This is a genomic window from Vibrio sp. J502 (assembly GCF_025397955.1).
GTDB lineage: Bacteria > Pseudomonadota > Gammaproteobacteria > Enterobacterales > Vibrionaceae > Vibrio > Vibrio anguillarum.
Window position 1 is genome coordinate 487787 of sequence record NZ_CP104555.1, and the last position, 16978, is coordinate 504764.

A 16978-nucleotide genomic window follows, 5' to 3' on the forward strand; every position below is an offset into this window, starting at 1 on the left:
ATAGAGTGCAAATTTGCGGCCGACTTAACAGCGACCTTTTTAAGAGTTTGATTGCACATGATCTTTTGTCTAATTTTGCAATGAAAATTATTAAAATGTCAGGCCGCTCATATGTTCTCTCGTACTTTACTCAAACAGATTTCTTCTGCTCGCAACCATCGTATGCTCGCGGAAGCAACGTTTGATTTTCTTCAAAGTTTCATTTCTCCCAAATCAATGCGGATCTTTCATGCACCAACATTAAACAAGCGCCATGAGCCATTATTTGAGTACAACTTACCGACAGCTCTGCAAAATTATCCAAATACCTTTTGGAATTGGGCCGCACAATTTGACACCTCTGATGGTCTAATTCCACTAGCGATCAACACCTGCAATTGGGACTACCGTAGTGTGATGGGCGGTGAGTCTTATCTTTTTATGTTAGATAACCACCCTGATTTAAGAACCTATTTGCTGCTTGAGGCAATTGATAACGTCAACATTCATGCGAAAACAGAATCCGGAGAGCTCGATTGTTTGCAACTGATTGCGGCTCGTTGGCAATGTCTTCGCGCGGAATCTGAAGCGGCAAAGGAGTTTAAAAATAGAGATATCCGCGAAGCAAAGTATTTGGATGAAATTAAACAGCGCGAAATGTTCATTGATAATATGAAGCTGGTTCATCAATTAGCGATTGAACTGGCTAACCCAGACAATTTAGATGCGCTGCACAGAGCGGCCGTTGATGTAACGAAAACACGCTTAGGATTTGATCGAGCCGCTTTTTTAGTTCTTGATATGAAAAAACGTTGTTTTAGCGGAACTTATGGTACGGATGAAAGCGGAAAAACGGTAAATGAACACCATACTCAATACGATTTGCACCAGCTAGAAGAAAGTTATTTAAGCGGTCTTTCTGATGATACTAAAAGTTTGGTGCTGATCGACGATGCCCCTCTATACACGGCGGGCAATGTGGTAGGACAAGGGTGGAATGGGATGTTAATCCTACGTGATGGTAATGAAACCATTGGTTGGATCGCGATTGATAACTACATTAATCGACAGCCCATTACTGAATACCAAAAGCAGATGTTGGAATCTTTTGGTTCATTGCTTGCGCAAATTTATATTCGCAAGCGTCAGGAGCAAAATGTTCGCATGTTGCATGCGAGCATGGTTGAACTGTCACGTTGTATGACGGTGAGTGACGTGTGCAAATCGGCGGTCAGTTTTGCGATTAACCGCATGGGTATTGATCGTCTGGCGGTGTTTTTGACCGATAAACACTGCTCGTACATTCAAGGAACGTGGGGAACCGATATCCAAGGCAACATTGTGGATGAATCCTATTTTCGTTCTGGGACCACCAATAATATGATTGTTGATATGGCCAAAGCCAACCCCAATGAGGTGGTGTTTGAAGAGTCAGTCCCTATTTATCATGACAGCAACATTGTTGGTTTTGGCTGGACAGCCATGACCATGCTTACCAACAATGGCGAGCCTATTGCTTTTATTGCTGCGGACAATTTGATCCGCCGCTCACCACTGACTTCACAACTGCGAGAAGTGATCCGCATGTTCGCCTCGAATTTAACCGAAGTATTGATGCGTACCAGTGCTCAGCAGGCGATCAGTGAACTGAATGAGAATTTAGAAATTGAGGTGCGTAACCGTACCTATGAGTTACAAAAAGTGAACGACAAACTGGACTTAATGGCCAAAATGGATCCATTAACTCGCCTTGGAAATCGTCGGATGTTATCTCATTTATTGGAACGCATCGGTTCGAGAGTACAAGCGGAGACCGTAAGCTATGGTTTAATTTTGCTTGATATTGATCACTTTGGTTTATTTAATAATTACTACGGTCACTTAGAAGGGGATATTGCTTTGATTCGTATTGGCCATATTCTCAACCAACATGCTCAGGCAGAGAATGAACTCTTTTGCCGAATTGGTGGTGAAGAATTTATATTGTTGGTGGCCAACCGCGATGCAGCAGAAGTGAAAGCGTTGGCTGAAAGCATACGCTTTAGTATTGAACGAGAGCAGATTGAACATAGTGAGAACCCTGATGGTGACTGCTTAAGTGTCTCGATTGGTTACACTATTGCCCAGTACCTTCCCAGTGAACTTAAGTTTGAGGAGATGTACAGCAAAGCAGATAAGGCACTTTACCAAGCAAAAGATAATGGTAGAAACCAAGTCGTTGGTTACTCTGAGCAAAAACACCATACTCGAAGTGATAAAGTCGCCGCGCCAAATTCATAGTGTTGGCGCGGCGAGTCATGGCAAGGATAATGAGAACAGCAGATTATTCAGTCTGAGAGGTAATATTCAACCGTTGAAACGACGCGTACTTTTTTGATGTAAGGAGTATTGTTATCACGATCCACAATACTAAATTGTCCCTGTGAAGCACGTTTAATCTTGCCAAGTGAGCTTTGCGAATCTTTGGCAAATTTCTCTGCGACTTCTCTTGCTTGTTTGGTCGCTTCTTCAATCATGTCGGGTTTGATTTCATTCAGTCCAGAGAATGAATAATCAACGCGGTTGTTGTAAGGATCTTGATTAAAAACGATGCCTTGTTTTCCTAAATTGCCGAGCTTATTAATGGCCTCGCGCACTAGGTCAACTTGATTGCTGTACACCGTAATGGTTTGGTTCGCTAAATAACGAAACTCGACTAAATTTTCTCCACCATACTGCTGTGCTTTTTTGTCGATCACCGCTGGCGATGATAGCGAGACACTTTTTTCATCAATGCCTTGTTGAGCTAAAAATGCGGTCACCAGTTGGCTCTGCTTTTCAATCGTGTTGAACATGGTGGGTAAATCATTATCGGCCACACTAAATTGGATCGGCCAAACAACGGTGTCGGCGGGATATTCTCGCTCTGATAATCCTTTAACGGTCACCACGCGCTCATACTCTTTATATTTCACAGCCGTTTGCTGCACAAAGTAACCGAGGGTTGCGAGCCCGAGTATTAAACTCAAACCGATGATCAATGAAGCGCTACTTTTTATTTGCATGCCTTGTTTTCCTTTTGTTGGCAACAGTCCCAAAATGACTTGAAGTCACAGCGGTGAGCCGTTTGAATATAACAACACACCTTAGATTTGAGATTGTGATTTCGACAGCCATTTTCGGTTAGAGTTTTGCTAGAGATTCTAACTTTTTATGCTGGCGCTTAGTTTGCTTTTTTTGAATGGCATCAATCATAGAGATTAACGCTGAGCCATCCCAATCACTTTTCTGAGGTGCGTACAAAGTTTTAAGTTGCTGGTTGACTTGTGCATCTAGTGCGGTTTTCTCTTCATCACTTAATACGACTGAATCGCGCCAGAGGGTGAAGTAATAGCTGATTTTGGCACCATCTCGGCTTTGTACCGCTTCTTTTAACTGTTGATATGGGTGGCCTTCAAGCGGTTGATGATGAGCGTCGGTTTCTTGTGTTGCTGTCTGTGGTGCGTTACGAAATGACCAAGCGACTACCATAGTCGCCATCCATAACAGTGCAAAAAATGCGGTAAAGTAGGGCCAGTATCCTGCATCTTTAACGGTGACGGTTTGTACTGTTGGTGGTGTCAGCACAGAGGTGGATGGGTTGAGTAATTCACCTGGCGAAACCTCTAGCGTTAGTCCTTTGGCTTGCGCGCTTTGCTGAGATTCGTTTTTGGTGTCCCACCAACTGACGGTGAGATCCGCTAGATCAACCTTACCGACGGTTTTTGGGATGAGTACTTGTTTTAGCGTCATTTGCACATCGCCATTATCTAAGCTTTTAAACTGAGGCTTTTCAGCATAGAGCCGAATTGAGTCTGGATATTGCACTGAGAGGTTAGGCAACTGCGTCTGCGTAAGGCCTTTCACTGTCAGAATCCATTCACGAGTCAACGATTCACCCACTTTGGTTTTAAAGCTCTCGGCGGTGATGATCTGCCCTGTGGCATCTCGCCACGTTTGGTTGAGTGTTAGTTTTGGTGTAGGTAGCCAAGTGCCTTGATAGATATCTGGTTTCGGCAGTACGGTGAGCGAAAAGGTTTTGGCCGGAATATCGACTTGCAGCAAGCGGGTGCTGCCCGTTTGGTTGTTACCATAGATGAGGCCAGCTTTAAACGCAGGGCCGGATAACGTGAAAGTTCCTGCCTCTTGGGCCGTGACTCTAAATTTTTGGTCTACAACGGTGACTTCAACCCCATCCAATAAGCTTTGGTACTGGTTAGCTTCTCCCTCGGTCGTCAGTTCTAATCCTTGTACAGCGGGTGGTGTAATTTGTGGATTTTGCAGCCTTCTTGGATCAGCTTTGATGATTAGGCGAGCATTGAGAAAAGTGCTTTCACTCGGGTAGAGTTTGCTACGTTCTAGATCGGCTTGTATTTCAACAAGGTCAGATTGCTTGGGCGATTCACCATCAGCGATAACTTGAATCGCGATCGGTTGAGTAGTAGCGCCATTGACGGTAAAACTAGGAATGGTCAATATGCCAAGTTTGTTGGCTGCCAACGATACATTCCATTCACTGCGCGTGCTGCGATCGCCATTGATGATGTTCACCGAAGTACCAAAACTTGGGCGGCCGAGGAAAAAATCGCCTTCTAACACCTTAAAGTCGATCGCATCGGTCGATACTTTTTCATCGGCGACAATTCGTAATTGGAATACTTCATTTTTCGCGACCTTATTTTTACTGACGCTGGCGTAAAGTGCAGCCGCGTTAGCGGCCGAGCTCAGTAGAGCAACAGAAACTAGGCTGATAATCGCAGCCCAAAATGAACGCTTGATCGATTTCATACTTACCACTTCTTGCTGTTGTTTTGTGGAGGTTGTGCTTGGTCTTCTTGCCGTTGTTTTGCTTGTAGCAACAATTGTGCTTTGAGTAAGCCGCTAGGGTCTCGTGCACTTTCGACTTGTTCTAGCTTGCGAAGTTGCGGGTCAACGGTTTGGCTATCGCCTTGCGGTTGCGATTGCTTCTGTGTTTGCTGCTCAGAGGCTTCTTTGTCACTGACCTCATCTTCGTTGTTCATTGATTCATTTGTTTGAGTCGCTTCAGTCGGCTGTTGAGAGGCAGGCGATTCATCCGCCGTGTTGGCCTTGGATCGCTCACTTTGCTCATCTTTACTTTGTGCCGATTGAGGCGAAGACTGAGAGCCGTCGTTCTGCGGTGAGTTATCGCTTTGGTCGTCAGGTTGATCTCCAGTTTGTTCGCCATCTTGTTGTTCGTCGTTTTTATTCTGCGCATTATTTTTATTTTCTGAGCGATTTTGATCTTGATTTGGATCGGAAGGCTCACCAGACTGTTGCTGTTGCTGTTGCTGTTGCTGTTGCTGTTGCTGTTGCTGTTGCTGTTGCTGTTGCTGTTGCTGTTGCTGTTGCTGTTGCTGTTGCTGTTGCTGTTGCTGTTGCTGTTGCTGTTGCTGTTGCTGTTGCTGTTGCTGTTGCTGCGCTTTTTTTACGATTTCCAAATTATGCTGAGCATCTTTATGGTTTGGGTCGCGCTTTAACACCTCTTCATACAAGGTTTGGGCCTTTTCCAATTCTCCATTTTGCGCGTAGGCGTTGGCCAAGTTGTATTGCACTCGCACACTGTCTTGTGGCAGTTGAGAGAGGGTCTCCACCGCTGCCTGATATTCTCCAGCCTGATATTGAGCGATGCCTTTCCACTCTAAGTCTGTAAATTGTTCACTGGCCGCTTGATACTCCTTTGCATCAAACGCTTTTTTAGCTTGTTGATTGCTATTTAGCCAAGGTGAAGCCTGTACACTATTGCTGTGCAGTGTAGGGATGAAGAGCAGTAACAAAGAAAAAACGACGCCACGGCGAAACAAAAGCAAACACGGGATAATGAGGAGCAGCACTAACCAATAGCCATTGTTAACGCGCTCTTTCACCATTTGTTGACTCTTGGTTGTACTGTGTGGTTGTTCGTTTTGGTCTAGCTTAGCGATCATTGCGACATCGCTATTGTCTAAGTTGATTGGCGTAAATAACCCATTTATATTCTGCGCGAGCGACTGCATATTGGCAAAGTTGGTCTTGGCCACCACAGTCTGCCCTTGTGCATTTTTCAGTAAGCTGCCATCGCTGAGCGTAATGGGTGCCCCCGCTTGTGTACCAATGCCTAAGATCACCAATTTCCAACGCGTATTGGTAAGCTGTGTTTCAATCTGAGCTTGCTCTTGTGAGTCGATGTCATCGGTCAATAACACAATGTCACCTTGTGCAAGGCCAGCATTTTTCATTATGTCGATGGCTAATTGAACCGCGCGAGCTGCATCTGCGCCGGGGTAGGGCATAATATCGGGCGATAGATTGGGCACTAAGTTGCTTAGGGTTGCGGTGTCGGTGGTTAATGGGCTAACGGTATAGGCATCACCTGCATAGGCGACAAGACCTGTGCTACCTTCTTGCCATTGCGTGAGTAAGTCGAGCGCTTTATAACGCGCTTGCGTTAAGCGGTTGGGTTTTATATCAGTAGCGTACATCGATAGTGACATGTCCATCACTAATACGCGCGCGTTACTATTGCTGTAACTGGGGCGTGTTTGAGATTCAAAACTCGGACCAGCCAGCGCCAGTACTGCGATCAGCCAACTGATGCCGATGATTACGATGGCCGCGTTATGTTTTTTAGCGTTCAAACCCATCGCCTTAGCCAGATGCGGTGCTATCAAAGAGTGTCGTTTGGCACGCAGAGTGAACCAGCCCAGCAGTAGTGCTAAGGGGAATAGTGCGGTTAACCACCAAGGTGTAAGAAAAACAAACTCAGACATGATTTCTCCTTAGTAGCGCTAAGAGTACAGAAAGCGCGAGCGCCATCGCCAACGGATAACCAAACCATTCGCTTTGTGGACGCCAAGTTTGGCTTGCTTGGCTTATGGGTTCTAATTGATTAATGGTGTCGTATATTTTGGCGAGATCTTGGCTATTTCGTGCGCGAAAATATTGGCCACCAGTCATGGTCGCTATTTGTGTTAACGTCTTCTCATCTAAATCTTCCGCGGTATTGATTTTTCGAGTCATAAAAAACTCTTTGACCATCATTTCGCCAGCGCCAACGCCGACTGTGTAAATGGTGGCATTGTATTTTTGGGCAATTTTCGCCGCTTCGATTGGGTCGAGCACGCCAGCGGTATTGCTGCCATCGCTGAGTAAAATCATCACCCGCTGTGGGGCATCACTATCGATAAACGTTTTGGTCGCAAGCCCAATCCCTTCACCAATGGAGGTTTGGGTGCCGATCAGCTTAAGGACGGCCTGATTAAGTTGCTGGCGAATGGTGTTTCTATCCAGAGTCAGAGGCGTTTGTAGATAGGCGTGATCGGCAAATAAGACTAACCCAAGGCGATCACCTTCGCGCTTGTCAATAAAATCAGAGAGCACATTTTTAACGGCGCTCAAACGATCAATGTACTGATCGTCAAGCAGCATATCTTCTTGGCTCATGGAGTAAGAGAGGTCAACCACCAGCATCAGATCTCGGTGTTTGGGCTGAGCAATAACCGGTTCGCCAAACCACACAGGACGGGCGGCGGCGATCACTACTAAGCACCAAATAACGCTGGCAATGATTTTAGCGATGATCTGGTTTGGTGCTTGACGCTGATTATCTTTAGGAAGGTAGGGCAGGTGAATCGCTGCCCTTTCTTTTGCTGGTGGTAAGAATCGATAAACGACCAGCGGGAGTGGCAGCAGGCATAGCATCCACCACCACAATAACTCTATATTTGCCAAAGCCTAGCTATCTCCGTTTTTTAGGCGGCAAAGCATCATTAACCCATTGATAGCAGTGATTAATCAGCTCTTGACTATGTTCTGTTTTCTGCTTTTGGTATAACGCTTGCTGCCACAATGTTTCATTGGGAACAAAAAGAGGGTAAGAAATTTGTGAATCTAAAAAGGTGTACCACTCTTTGCCGGTAAGATGTGCGATTTCCATACGAGGGTAGTAACAAAGCGCGGCTTGACGAAGTAGCTCAATCGCTGAAGAAGGAGTTAAATGCCCAAATTGGGGGTTGAGTAAACGCAGCGCCGTTTTTTTCGGGGCTAAGCGTTTACGACGCCAACGAATGGCTAACACCAGAATCAGCAGACAGAGCAGTATGCCCGCCGCGCTTGCCCACCATCCCCAAGCCAAGGGAAACCAAGAGGGTAGCTCAGGCAGTTGCATCGCGCTTAAATCTAAAAGTGTAGCTATTGATGATTCCTTCATTCTTTATATCCGGATAGTTGTTGCAACAAAGGTTTCTCACTAGAGAGTGAGGTATAAGAAATTGCCATAGTTTGACTCAATGATTTTAGTTTTTCTTTTTGAGATTCAAAGGCTTTTTTAACCCTAAGCGCGTACTATTTTCCGAAAAGTTGAGCCAGCTCGTCTGTTGGTCATCGGTTACGCGTTCTACACCGCGAAATTGGGTATCTCCTTGCTCTAATGGATCGTAAATGTGCACAATTTTTACACGATTATGTCGCTGCAATTGGTTGAGTATTGGTTGTAATGTGGCATTGAAATGGACGAAGTCACTGATCAAAATCACTTCACTGCCTTTAGGGCACAAACGATTCAACGCAGTTAGGCCGCGCTGCATGCTGTGTGATTTCGTTTTATCAAGCTCCAACAGCTGTTGGTTTTGTAGTGTCACCAACTGTTGCAACAGCTGTAATGGCCCTTTTTGGCGGCTAGTCGGTTTTAACTCAACCAGTGTCGAACCAGTATCAATCACCGCGCCCACTCGGTCCTTATTGGCAATGCTTAACCAACTGAGCAAGCTTGCCATGTGCGCCGCTTGCACTGATTTGAGCATTAACTGCGATCCAAACTGCATAGAGCGGCTCAGATCAACGTAAAGAATGACGGGTTTTTCTCGTTCTTCACTGAACAGTTTGGTATGAGGCTTTCCCGTACGCGCAGTAACGCGCCAGTCGATGGTCCGAATATCATCTCCTGCTTGGTATTGCCTGACCTCAGCAAAGTCCATTCCTCGGCCGAGTTGCTTGCTCTGATGCTGCCCCAATACTTGCGCCCATAAACTTTTAGCAGGTGGCAGCCAGCGAATAGCGTGCTGCTTGTAAGGCAACAGTTCAGCCAATGAAAGTGTGACACCCGTACTAAACGGTGGAAGTGACTCTTGCATAGTAAACCTTAGTCTTAGTGCTAAGCACTACCAACCAGTGAAAGTAAGTGAGTGATAACTTGGTTGGGATGTACGCCCTCAGCCTGTGCTTGGTAGCTCAATAATAGACGGTGGCGCAAAACCGGAAATACCATCGCTTGAACATCTTCAGGGCTGACAAAATCACGCCCACTGAGCCATGCATGAGCGCGAGCGCATCGATCAAGCGCGATGGTTGCTCGCGGGCTGACGCCCATCTCTAGCCATTGTGCCAACGTGGTATCGTAGTCTGCGGGTTTACGCGTTGCCATGATCAGGCGAATAATATATTGCTCAATAGGTTCGGCCATGTGAATGTTCAGCACCGCTTGTCGAGCACTGAAAATATCGCTTTGGCTTAATGTGGGCGGAGAGACTTTCTCAATTCCCTGCGCTTCCCCGCGGTTCAAACGTAAAATGGCGAGTTCATTTTCAGCGTCTGGATAATCAACATTTAAATGCAATAAAAAACGATCCAACTGCGCTTCGGGTAGAGGATAAGTACCCTCTTGCTCGATAGGGTTTTGGGTAGCCATCACTAAAAAAAGTTCAGGTAACGGGTAGGTTTTTCGACCTGCCGTGATCTGTTTTTCGGCCATCGCCTCGAGCATCGCAGCTTGTACTTTGGCTGGAGCGCGGTTGATTTCATCAGCCAATACTAATGAGTTAAAAATCGGGCCCGCTTGAAAGGTGAACTCACCTGTTTCAGGGCGGAAGATATCGGTACCGGTTAAATCGGCAGGGAGCAGATCAGGCGTAAATTGAATTCGATGAAAATCACCTTCAATGCAATCGGCGAGTGATTTCACAGCACGGGTTTTTGCAAGGCCAGGAGGCCCCTCGACCAAAATGTGTCCATCAGCAAGAAGTGCAACTAATAACTGCTTAACCAAACCTGTCTGGCCTATGACAGTGTTGTAGCGATTGAAACGCGTGCGATGGCATTGAATGGGTCTCCTGCTGTTTTGCTGAATTAGTAATTTATTGATTCGAAAAGTTCCATGAAAAGTGTGATACATCAACTAATTGGCGAATTATTATCCATTTGGCGAAACGAAAGAATGTTTGGTCACCATACTCGACTATGCTTAGGAACAACCATTGTTGGCCATGATCACATTCTACGTGAAGATAAATCGATTCTATCGATAAATTTCTCAAGAGAGAGGGTTTGTTGCCGATACAAAAAAGTTATTCATGACAAGCCAATAATAAAGAGCGCAAATAATGTTCAAACTTAATTCGATGAGTATTAAGCAAAAGGTTGTATTAGGAATTACGTTCGCGGTACTCGCTTCGACGGTTATCGTTGGTGTAATGGCGCAGCGTCAAGCACGAGAGGTACTGGAGCACCGATTAATTGATATCGAACTTCCCTCGTTACTTGATCAAATCAGTAGCCAGATAGATCGAGAAGTATCGCAATTGCTCTTTTCTGCTGAGCAACTAGCCAATAATGAATTCATCAAGCAAGCCGTTCAGACGACCGATATTAATGCTGACGCAGAGGCGATGCTGATTAAGCAGCTCAATAATGTACGCGATCAATATTCGTTAAATGATGCTTCTGTGGCTAACCGAAAAACGGCGTATTACTGGAACCAAAATGGTTTTCTGCGTCAGCTTAATCAACAGCAAGATGGCTGGTTTTTTGGTTTTACGCAATCGGGACAAAAGACCATGGTCAGTATGTTCCAAGAGGCAAGAGGCAAGTGGCGAAGTGAAAATGTTTGCCAACTACCAAAATGTCAGTGGCGATACGATGTCTGGTTTGTCGAAATCAATGGATGACATGGTGAACCTGCTCAATGGATTTAAAATCGAGGACACAGGTTTTGTCTTTTTGACCAACTCGAAAGGGGAAGTGCAAATCCATCGCCAAAAAGAGAAAGCTAAAGCCTCATTGACACAATTGTACGGTGCAAACGCAAACCAGCTATTGAATAAAAGCCGCTTCAACCTGATTTCGACAACCTATCAAAACCAAGATGTTTTTGTCGCTAGTGTCTACGTGAAATCGATGGACTGGTTTGTGATTGGTTCAGTACCTGTGTCGGAAGTCTTCGCCGAATTAAATGCTGTTGCGCAAAAAATGTTGTTCACAACCTTAGCTGTGGCGGGTTTGTTTATTTTGATGGGCCTTTTTCTGGCCAATAGTATTGCTAACCCAATTAAACAGATTGCACAACGCTTTACCGATTTAGGTAAAGGCGATGGTGATTTATCGCAACGGATTGAGGTATTGGGCCGCGATGAAATCGCTCAATTATCAGCGGGCTTCAACGGTTTTATTGAGAAGATTCATCAATCGATGAAAGAAGTTGCTTCTACCAGTCATGCATTGCAGTCGGCGGCGGGTCGGGTGTCGGAAAAATCGACGCGAACTCATGACAATAGCCAAGAACAGCGTGACCAAACTATACAAGTGGTGGCGGCGATCAATCAAATGGGAGCCACTATCAGTGAAATTGCTTCTAACGCGGCGACGGCAGCTGAAACAGCAAATCACGCGGCTGATAACACTGAAGTAGGACGTGAAGTGGTAAGCAAAGCCAAAGATGCCATCAGTCGTTTAGCCGCGGATATTGAAAATACGGGTAAAGTGGTGGAGCAGCTAGCATCGACCACTCAAGATATTGGCTCTATTTTAGGTGTTATCCGTGGTATTTCTGAACAAACCAACTTGCTGGCATTAAACGCTGCAATTGAAGCGGCGAGAGCTGGAGAGCAAGGCCGAGGTTTTGCTGTTGTGGCAGACGAAGTGCGAAATTTGGCCAGCCGCACGGCCTCTTCAACGGAAGAAATTCAAAAGATGATCAATCAATTACAAAACGATGTAAAAGATGCGGTCTCGGCGATGTCTTCCGGTAAGGCTGTTACACAGGAAGGGGTTGACGCTTCCGATGAAGCGGTGAACGTTTTAGTGAATATTTCAAACAGGATCCACGATATTTCCGATCGGAACACTCAGGTTGCCACGGCGACTGAAGAGCAATCAACGGTGGTGCACACAATCAATCAAAATATTGAAGAGATCAACGCCATCAATGAAGTGACCACCAGCACCGCAGAAGAGTTGGCAGAAGCGAGCCAAGAGCTGCGTGATCTGTCTGGCCGTTTAGATAAAATGGTGGGTAGCTTTAAGCTCTAGAATCATGAGGGGGAAATCGGTACACTTCCCCCATTATGTTTATGTTTAGGTAAGTAAAATGAGTGATTTCGAAAAAGAGTTAGCACAATTGTCGCAACAGGTGGCGGGTGAACCTGAAGTGAAACTGCCTTCGTTGGAAGAGCAAAAAGCGATTGTGGCTGAGCTTAAGCAGCTAGAAGCGGAAGGCAAGTTGACGCCAGAAGTGCTGGAAAAGCATTTTGGGCAATTCTTTACAGAAACGGATACCCCCGTCCATTAATTCAAACCCACTTTATTTAATTTAGAGCACACAAGTTTATTTAGAGTACACAATAGTATTTAGAGTACACAATAGTATTTTAGGGCACACAGTAGTGGTGCCCTTTTTTATCAGAAAACGTTATTGAGTCATAGGAAGCTGTTGCGCGATATCTTCGAGTACCTGTTGAAGGATCTCTGTCGTTTGCGCGCCTGAGATAAGATGGCGTTGCTCAATGATCAAGGCTGGCACAGCTTGAATTCCTGCCTCTAACCACTGTTGCTCTGTGACAGAAACGGTTTTCGCCCACGACTCATCAGTTAAAACTGCGCGGCAGATTTCTCTGTCTAAACCAAGGCTCTGTACTAGGTCGAGCAAGACATCATCGTCATCTAAGGCTTGCCCGAAAGTGAAATAAGCACGAAATAGTGCCATTTCCAGCTCTAATTGTTTTCCTTGGCTATTCGCCCACATTAATAATTGATGTGCTTTACGGGTATTATAAATACGCATGTCGTCACTGAAATTGAATTGAAAGCCGACTTCTTGCCCTAGGGCGCTGAGGGTTTGGCGTGCTTGTAAACTTGCTTCTATCGACGTGCCATATTTTTTGGCTAAATGTTGCTGTAGGTGTTCACCACCTATAGGCATAGCAGGGTTGAGTTCAAAAGGGTGCCAATGGATGTCTGCATCGATCGTATCGCTGAGAGCCAGCAGCGCTTGCTCTAACCGCTTATAGCCAATGATGCACCAAGGGCAGACAACATCTGACACGATATCAATGCGTAGTTTTTTCATTTTCTTCCCTACCGCGATTGGCAATTCACTGACCTTAATTATAGCGAGATTATCAGCATAAACTGTGACTTGTTGTGTAGCCCTTTGGAAAGCTAGGCGCTTTTTTATCGCTCTACGCCTTTTCTCTCATACAAACAATATTGCAATAAGGCTGATGGAATTGCTGAAACGCTCTCTATACTCTAAAAACGTTAAATGCAGAGAATTAAACTGCGCTTTGAGAAACAAGTGACGTATTGTGAGGTTTCGCCTCTTTCAACTTGTGAGTTAACCATGATGAACAGGGACATTGACGTATGACAAATGTTCAACCAACCGATGTGATTTTGCATGCTTTTGATTGGCCGTATCGTTTAGTCGCTGAGCGTGCAGAGCAAATTTTTCAACTGGGTTATAAAACGGTGTTGATTTCACCGCCGATGAAATCGTTCAAAACCGCTCAAGGTACAAAATGGTGGCAACGATACCAGCCGCAAGATTATCGCATCATTGATAATCAACTGGGCAATACCCATGATTTTAAACAAATGGTTAAAACCTTAACCGCATTAGGCTTGCGAATTTATGCCGATGTGGTGTTCAACCACATGGCCAACGAATCTAAATTGCGTTTGGATTTACAATACCCGAGCACACAAGACTTAGCTTCCTACCAGAATAAAAGCGATGAGTACCAAGCGCTGCGCCTCTTTGGTGATCTGACCCAGCCACTCTTTGATAAAGATGACTTTGTGGAAGCGTTTGGTATAAAAGATTGGAAGGATCGTTGGCAAGTACAAAATGGACGCATTACTGGAGGGGCGCATGATCCGGGCCTACCCAAGTTGCGTGATAATGAACACGTGGTTGTACAACAACAGGCTTATTTAAGGGCGTTGAAAGCGTTAGGAGTCAAAGGATTTCGAATTGATGCTGCTAAGCATATGTCTATTGAGCATTTGAAGAAAGTATGGGCCGATGACATTACGCAAGGCATGCATATTTTTGGCGAGATCATTACTGATGGCGGCGCAACCAAAGAAGAGTACCAACTTTTTCTCGAGCCTTATCTGCAAGAAACAAAGTTGGGTGCTTATGATTTTCCACTATTTCAAACGGTATACGATGCGTTACAAACAAAAGGTAGCCTGAAATGGCTGATTGACCCTTATTGTTTTGGTCAGGCGCTTTCCAACAACCGAGCGATTACGTTTACCATTACGCATGATATCCCCAACAACGCTGTGTTTGCTGACCTAGTCATGGATGAAGCCTTAGAAAATATCGCCTACAGCTACATTCTTGGTCGCGATGGGGGAGTGCCATTAATTTACACCGATTTAAACACCAGTGGCATTCTGAACCATGCTGGTCTTCCGCGCTGGCAAGAGGCATGGTGTTCGCCACAAATGGCGGCGTGTATTGCTTTTCATAATAAAATGCATGCGTTGCCAATGAAAACGCTAGAAGCGAGCGATGACTTGTTAGTGTTCAGCCGCGGTAAGGAAGGGATAGTGGTTTTGAACAAATCTCAACGCAGTCAGCGCGTTGAAATTGATTGGACAAATCCAATGCTAGAATTGTTTACGAAGCAGCAGTATCAACCCAATAACCAAAAGATTGTCATGGATATCGCCGCTCGTTCTAGCGCCATGCTTTGTCGGCTATCAAATGTCTGATGGTGAATCAAACGGTGAGTCGTTAGAAAAGTAAAGGCGCGTAATCAGCGCCTTTACTGAGTCTACCCAGTTGCTGCGGTAGAGGATTAAACGATAAATTTATTCAATATAGCATCTTGCTCTCTGATATTTTCGGTTTGAGCTTGCATGGCGATATTGGCATTGTCAGCGGCGTCTGCAACTTGAACGGAAAGATCTTTGATCTTAACCGTGTTGTTGTTGATCTCTTCTGCTACCAAGCTTTGTTCTTCGGCTGCCGAAGCTATTTGGATATTCATATCACTAATTTGCTGAATAGCATCGCGGATTTTCAGCAGAGCATTATTTGCTTCTTCGGCACGATTGACCGCCTCAGCTGCCGTTGTTTTACTCTGATTCATCGCATTGGCAACAGAAGTAGCGCTCGACTGCAACTTCTCAATCATATTACGGATCTCCGTCGTGGATTGCTGCGTTCTTTGCGCCAGCGTACGCACTTCGTCTGCAACGACCGCAAAGCCTCGGCCTGACTCTCCAGCCCGAGCCGCTTCGATCGCTGCGTTTAGTGCCAGCAAGTTGGTTTGGTCGGCAATGTCGTTGATCACTTTCAAAATGGTTTCGATGTTTGCCGTTGCATTTTCTAGTGCACTTACCTCTGTTACTGCTTCATCAATACGCGTCGAAAGATTATCGATCGCTTGCGTGGTTTGGGTCACAACATTGGTACCAAATTCTGTCGCGTCATCAGCATCTTTTGCCGCCGATGCCGCGCCTTGCGCGTTGTTGGCGACATCGCCAGAAGTGGTGGCCATCTCATGCATGGCCGTGGCTAATTGCTCAAGTTCATGCAGTTGATCACGCATCGCTTCGGCCGATTCTTGCAACCCCATCGAGGTCATTTCCGAACCGCGTAAAATTTCTGAACCGATGGCTTTAGACTGGGTAATTTGTTGTTGTAAGGCTTCAGTAAAGGTATTGAAACCGACCGCTAATACCGAGAATTCTTTATCCGTGTCGGTGGCTAAGCGTTGGGTTAAGTCACCACTACCAGAGGCAACGTTCTGTATTGCATTATTGAGTGCATCAAGCGGTTTCATCAACAGACGGATAAGCACAAGCAGTATCGCAATACTGAAAACTAAAGCGATTAACGTATAGATGATCGAACTGTTGCGCAGTGTTGCTAAAGACGCATAGGCGATCTCTTCATCCAAAACGACACCGACATACCAGTTCTCTCCGGGTACTTTTGAAAAATCGAGTGTGTAGTGTTTGCCATCAATCAGCACTTGTTTAGGCTCTTCGGCGATAACAGCATTGCCTAAGTATTCTTTCATTGGCTTGCCGTTCATCTCTGCTCGGGGGTGGGCTATGGTTGTGCCGTCGGATGAAACAATAAACACATAGCCTGCATCAAATAATTTTACGGTGTTGACCAATTCTGCTAACCCAGCAAGGCTAACATCGTAGAAGATGGCGCCGATAAATTTGCCGTTATCTTTAACTGGGGTAGCAATAGACACTAATATTTCATTAGTGGCAGAGTCGGCGTAAGGTGCAGTAATAATCAGTTTGTCGGCATTTTTTGCATCAATATACCAAGGGCGCACGCGTGGATTCCATGATGCGCCTGGGTTCCAAGTAGGATCATTACTGATGTAAGAGCCATCACTCTCAAAACCGACCCCAGCCAGTAAAAAAGTTTGTTTGACAATCGGCCTTGTGATGACCTTAGACATACTTTCTCGGTTAATGTCGACTTCCAACATGCTGGTGGCGTAAGCGGCAATGGCCTTGCGGCCATTGATCTCTGCACCAGCTGTATTGCTAACCCCATCCACTATTTCAGTTACACTCGCTTCAACTTGTGACTTCACTTCTTTTTGGACGGTGAAGTATTGTTGTATCGTCAGCAGAGTAACGGTGACCAACAGCAGCAAAGATGACGCCGCGACGATCTTATGGCTGAATTTCATGGCAATCCCTTCCATCAATAAATATTAATATTATT

General features: G+C 45.4%; 11 protein-coding genes and 2 pseudogenes. 4 read left to right on the top strand and 9 right to left on the bottom strand.

Annotated features, from left to right (window positions below):
• The first annotated feature begins 111 nt into the window (after positions 1-111).
• The gene (locus N5E84_RS17880; protein WP_019281840.1) at positions 112-2259 is read left to right on the top strand and encodes a GGDEF domain-containing protein; all 2148 of its coding nucleotides are present in this window, start codon (positions 112-114) and stop codon (positions 2257-2259) included.
• A 47-nt stretch (positions 2260-2306) separates the two neighbouring features.
• Here the strand turns inward: N5E84_RS17880 and N5E84_RS17885 are convergent, their stop codons facing one another.
• The 7 genes and pseudogenes from N5E84_RS17885 to N5E84_RS17915 form a co-directional block, all read right to left on the bottom strand.
• On the bottom strand, positions 2307-3023 hold the full coding sequence (locus tag N5E84_RS17885) for an SIMPL domain-containing protein (RefSeq protein ID WP_026027736.1): 717 nt from the start codon (positions 3021-3023) through the stop codon (positions 2307-2309).
• A 118-nt stretch (positions 3024-3141) separates the two neighbouring features.
• Positions 3142-4794, bottom strand: a complete 1653-nt coding sequence (locus N5E84_RS17890) for a BatD family protein (RefSeq protein WP_069212159.1) — start codon at positions 4792-4794, stop codon at positions 3142-3144.
• Positions 4788-6764 carry a vWA domain-containing protein gene (locus N5E84_RS17895; protein ID WP_261676536.1) on the bottom strand — a complete coding sequence of 659 codons (1977 nt, stop codon included), beginning with the start codon at positions 6762-6764 and terminating at the stop codon, positions 4788-4790. Before N5E84_RS17895 ends, N5E84_RS17890 begins: the two co-directional genes overlap by 7 nt.
• Positions 6757-7725 (bottom strand): vWA domain-containing protein, encoded by a 969-nt coding sequence (locus N5E84_RS17900; RefSeq protein ID WP_019281842.1) that lies wholly within the window; start codon positions 7723-7725, stop codon positions 6757-6759. The genes N5E84_RS17895 and N5E84_RS17900 overlap by 8 nt, the downstream gene beginning before the upstream one ends.
• A gap of 7 nt (positions 7726-7732) precedes the next feature.
• Entirely contained in the window at positions 7733-8203 is a 471-nt protein-coding gene (locus N5E84_RS17905; protein ID WP_010318552.1) for a DUF4381 domain-containing protein, read from the bottom strand.
• Positions 8200-9125: pseudogene (locus N5E84_RS17910) on the bottom strand (DUF58 domain-containing protein). The gene N5E84_RS17905 and the pseudogene N5E84_RS17910 overlap by 4 nt, the downstream one beginning before the upstream one ends.
• A gap of 20 nt (positions 9126-9145) precedes the next feature.
• On the bottom strand, positions 9146-10093 hold the full coding sequence (locus tag N5E84_RS17915) for an AAA family ATPase (RefSeq protein WP_050934213.1): 948 nt from the start codon (positions 10091-10093) through the stop codon (positions 9146-9148).
• 277 nt (positions 10094-10370) lie between these two features.
• Between N5E84_RS17915 and N5E84_RS17920 the strand changes: the two are divergent.
• Both N5E84_RS17920 and N5E84_RS17925 read left to right on the top strand, forming a co-directional pair.
• Positions 10371-12294 (top strand): annotated as a pseudogene (locus N5E84_RS17920) (methyl-accepting chemotaxis protein).
• Positions 12295-12352: 58 nt separating this feature from the next.
• Positions 12353-12553 carry a restriction endonuclease subunit S gene (locus N5E84_RS17925; RefSeq protein ID WP_013867995.1) on the top strand — a complete coding sequence of 67 codons (201 nt, stop codon included), beginning with the start codon at positions 12353-12355 and terminating at the stop codon, positions 12551-12553.
• Between the two features lie 120 nt (positions 12554-12673).
• Here N5E84_RS17925 and N5E84_RS17930 read toward each other — a convergent pair whose 3' ends face one another.
• On the bottom strand, positions 12674-13354 hold the full coding sequence (locus tag N5E84_RS17930; protein WP_019281843.1) for a DsbA family oxidoreductase: 681 nt from the start codon (positions 13352-13354) through the stop codon (positions 12674-12676).
• 272 nt (positions 13355-13626) lie between these two features.
• Between N5E84_RS17930 and N5E84_RS17935 the strand changes: the two genes are divergently transcribed.
• On the top strand, positions 13627-14988 hold the full coding sequence (locus N5E84_RS17935; protein WP_019281844.1) for an alpha-amylase family protein: 1362 nt from the start codon (positions 13627-13629) through the stop codon (positions 14986-14988).
• A gap of 86 nt (positions 14989-15074) precedes the next feature.
• On the opposite strand, the gene N5E84_RS17940 is transcribed toward N5E84_RS17935, so the two are convergent.
• Positions 15075-16943 carry a methyl-accepting chemotaxis protein gene (locus N5E84_RS17940; RefSeq protein ID WP_029388139.1) on the bottom strand — a complete coding sequence of 623 codons (1869 nt, stop codon included), beginning with the start codon at positions 16941-16943 and terminating at the stop codon, positions 15075-15077.
• Between the last annotated feature and the right edge of the window lie 35 nt (positions 16944-16978).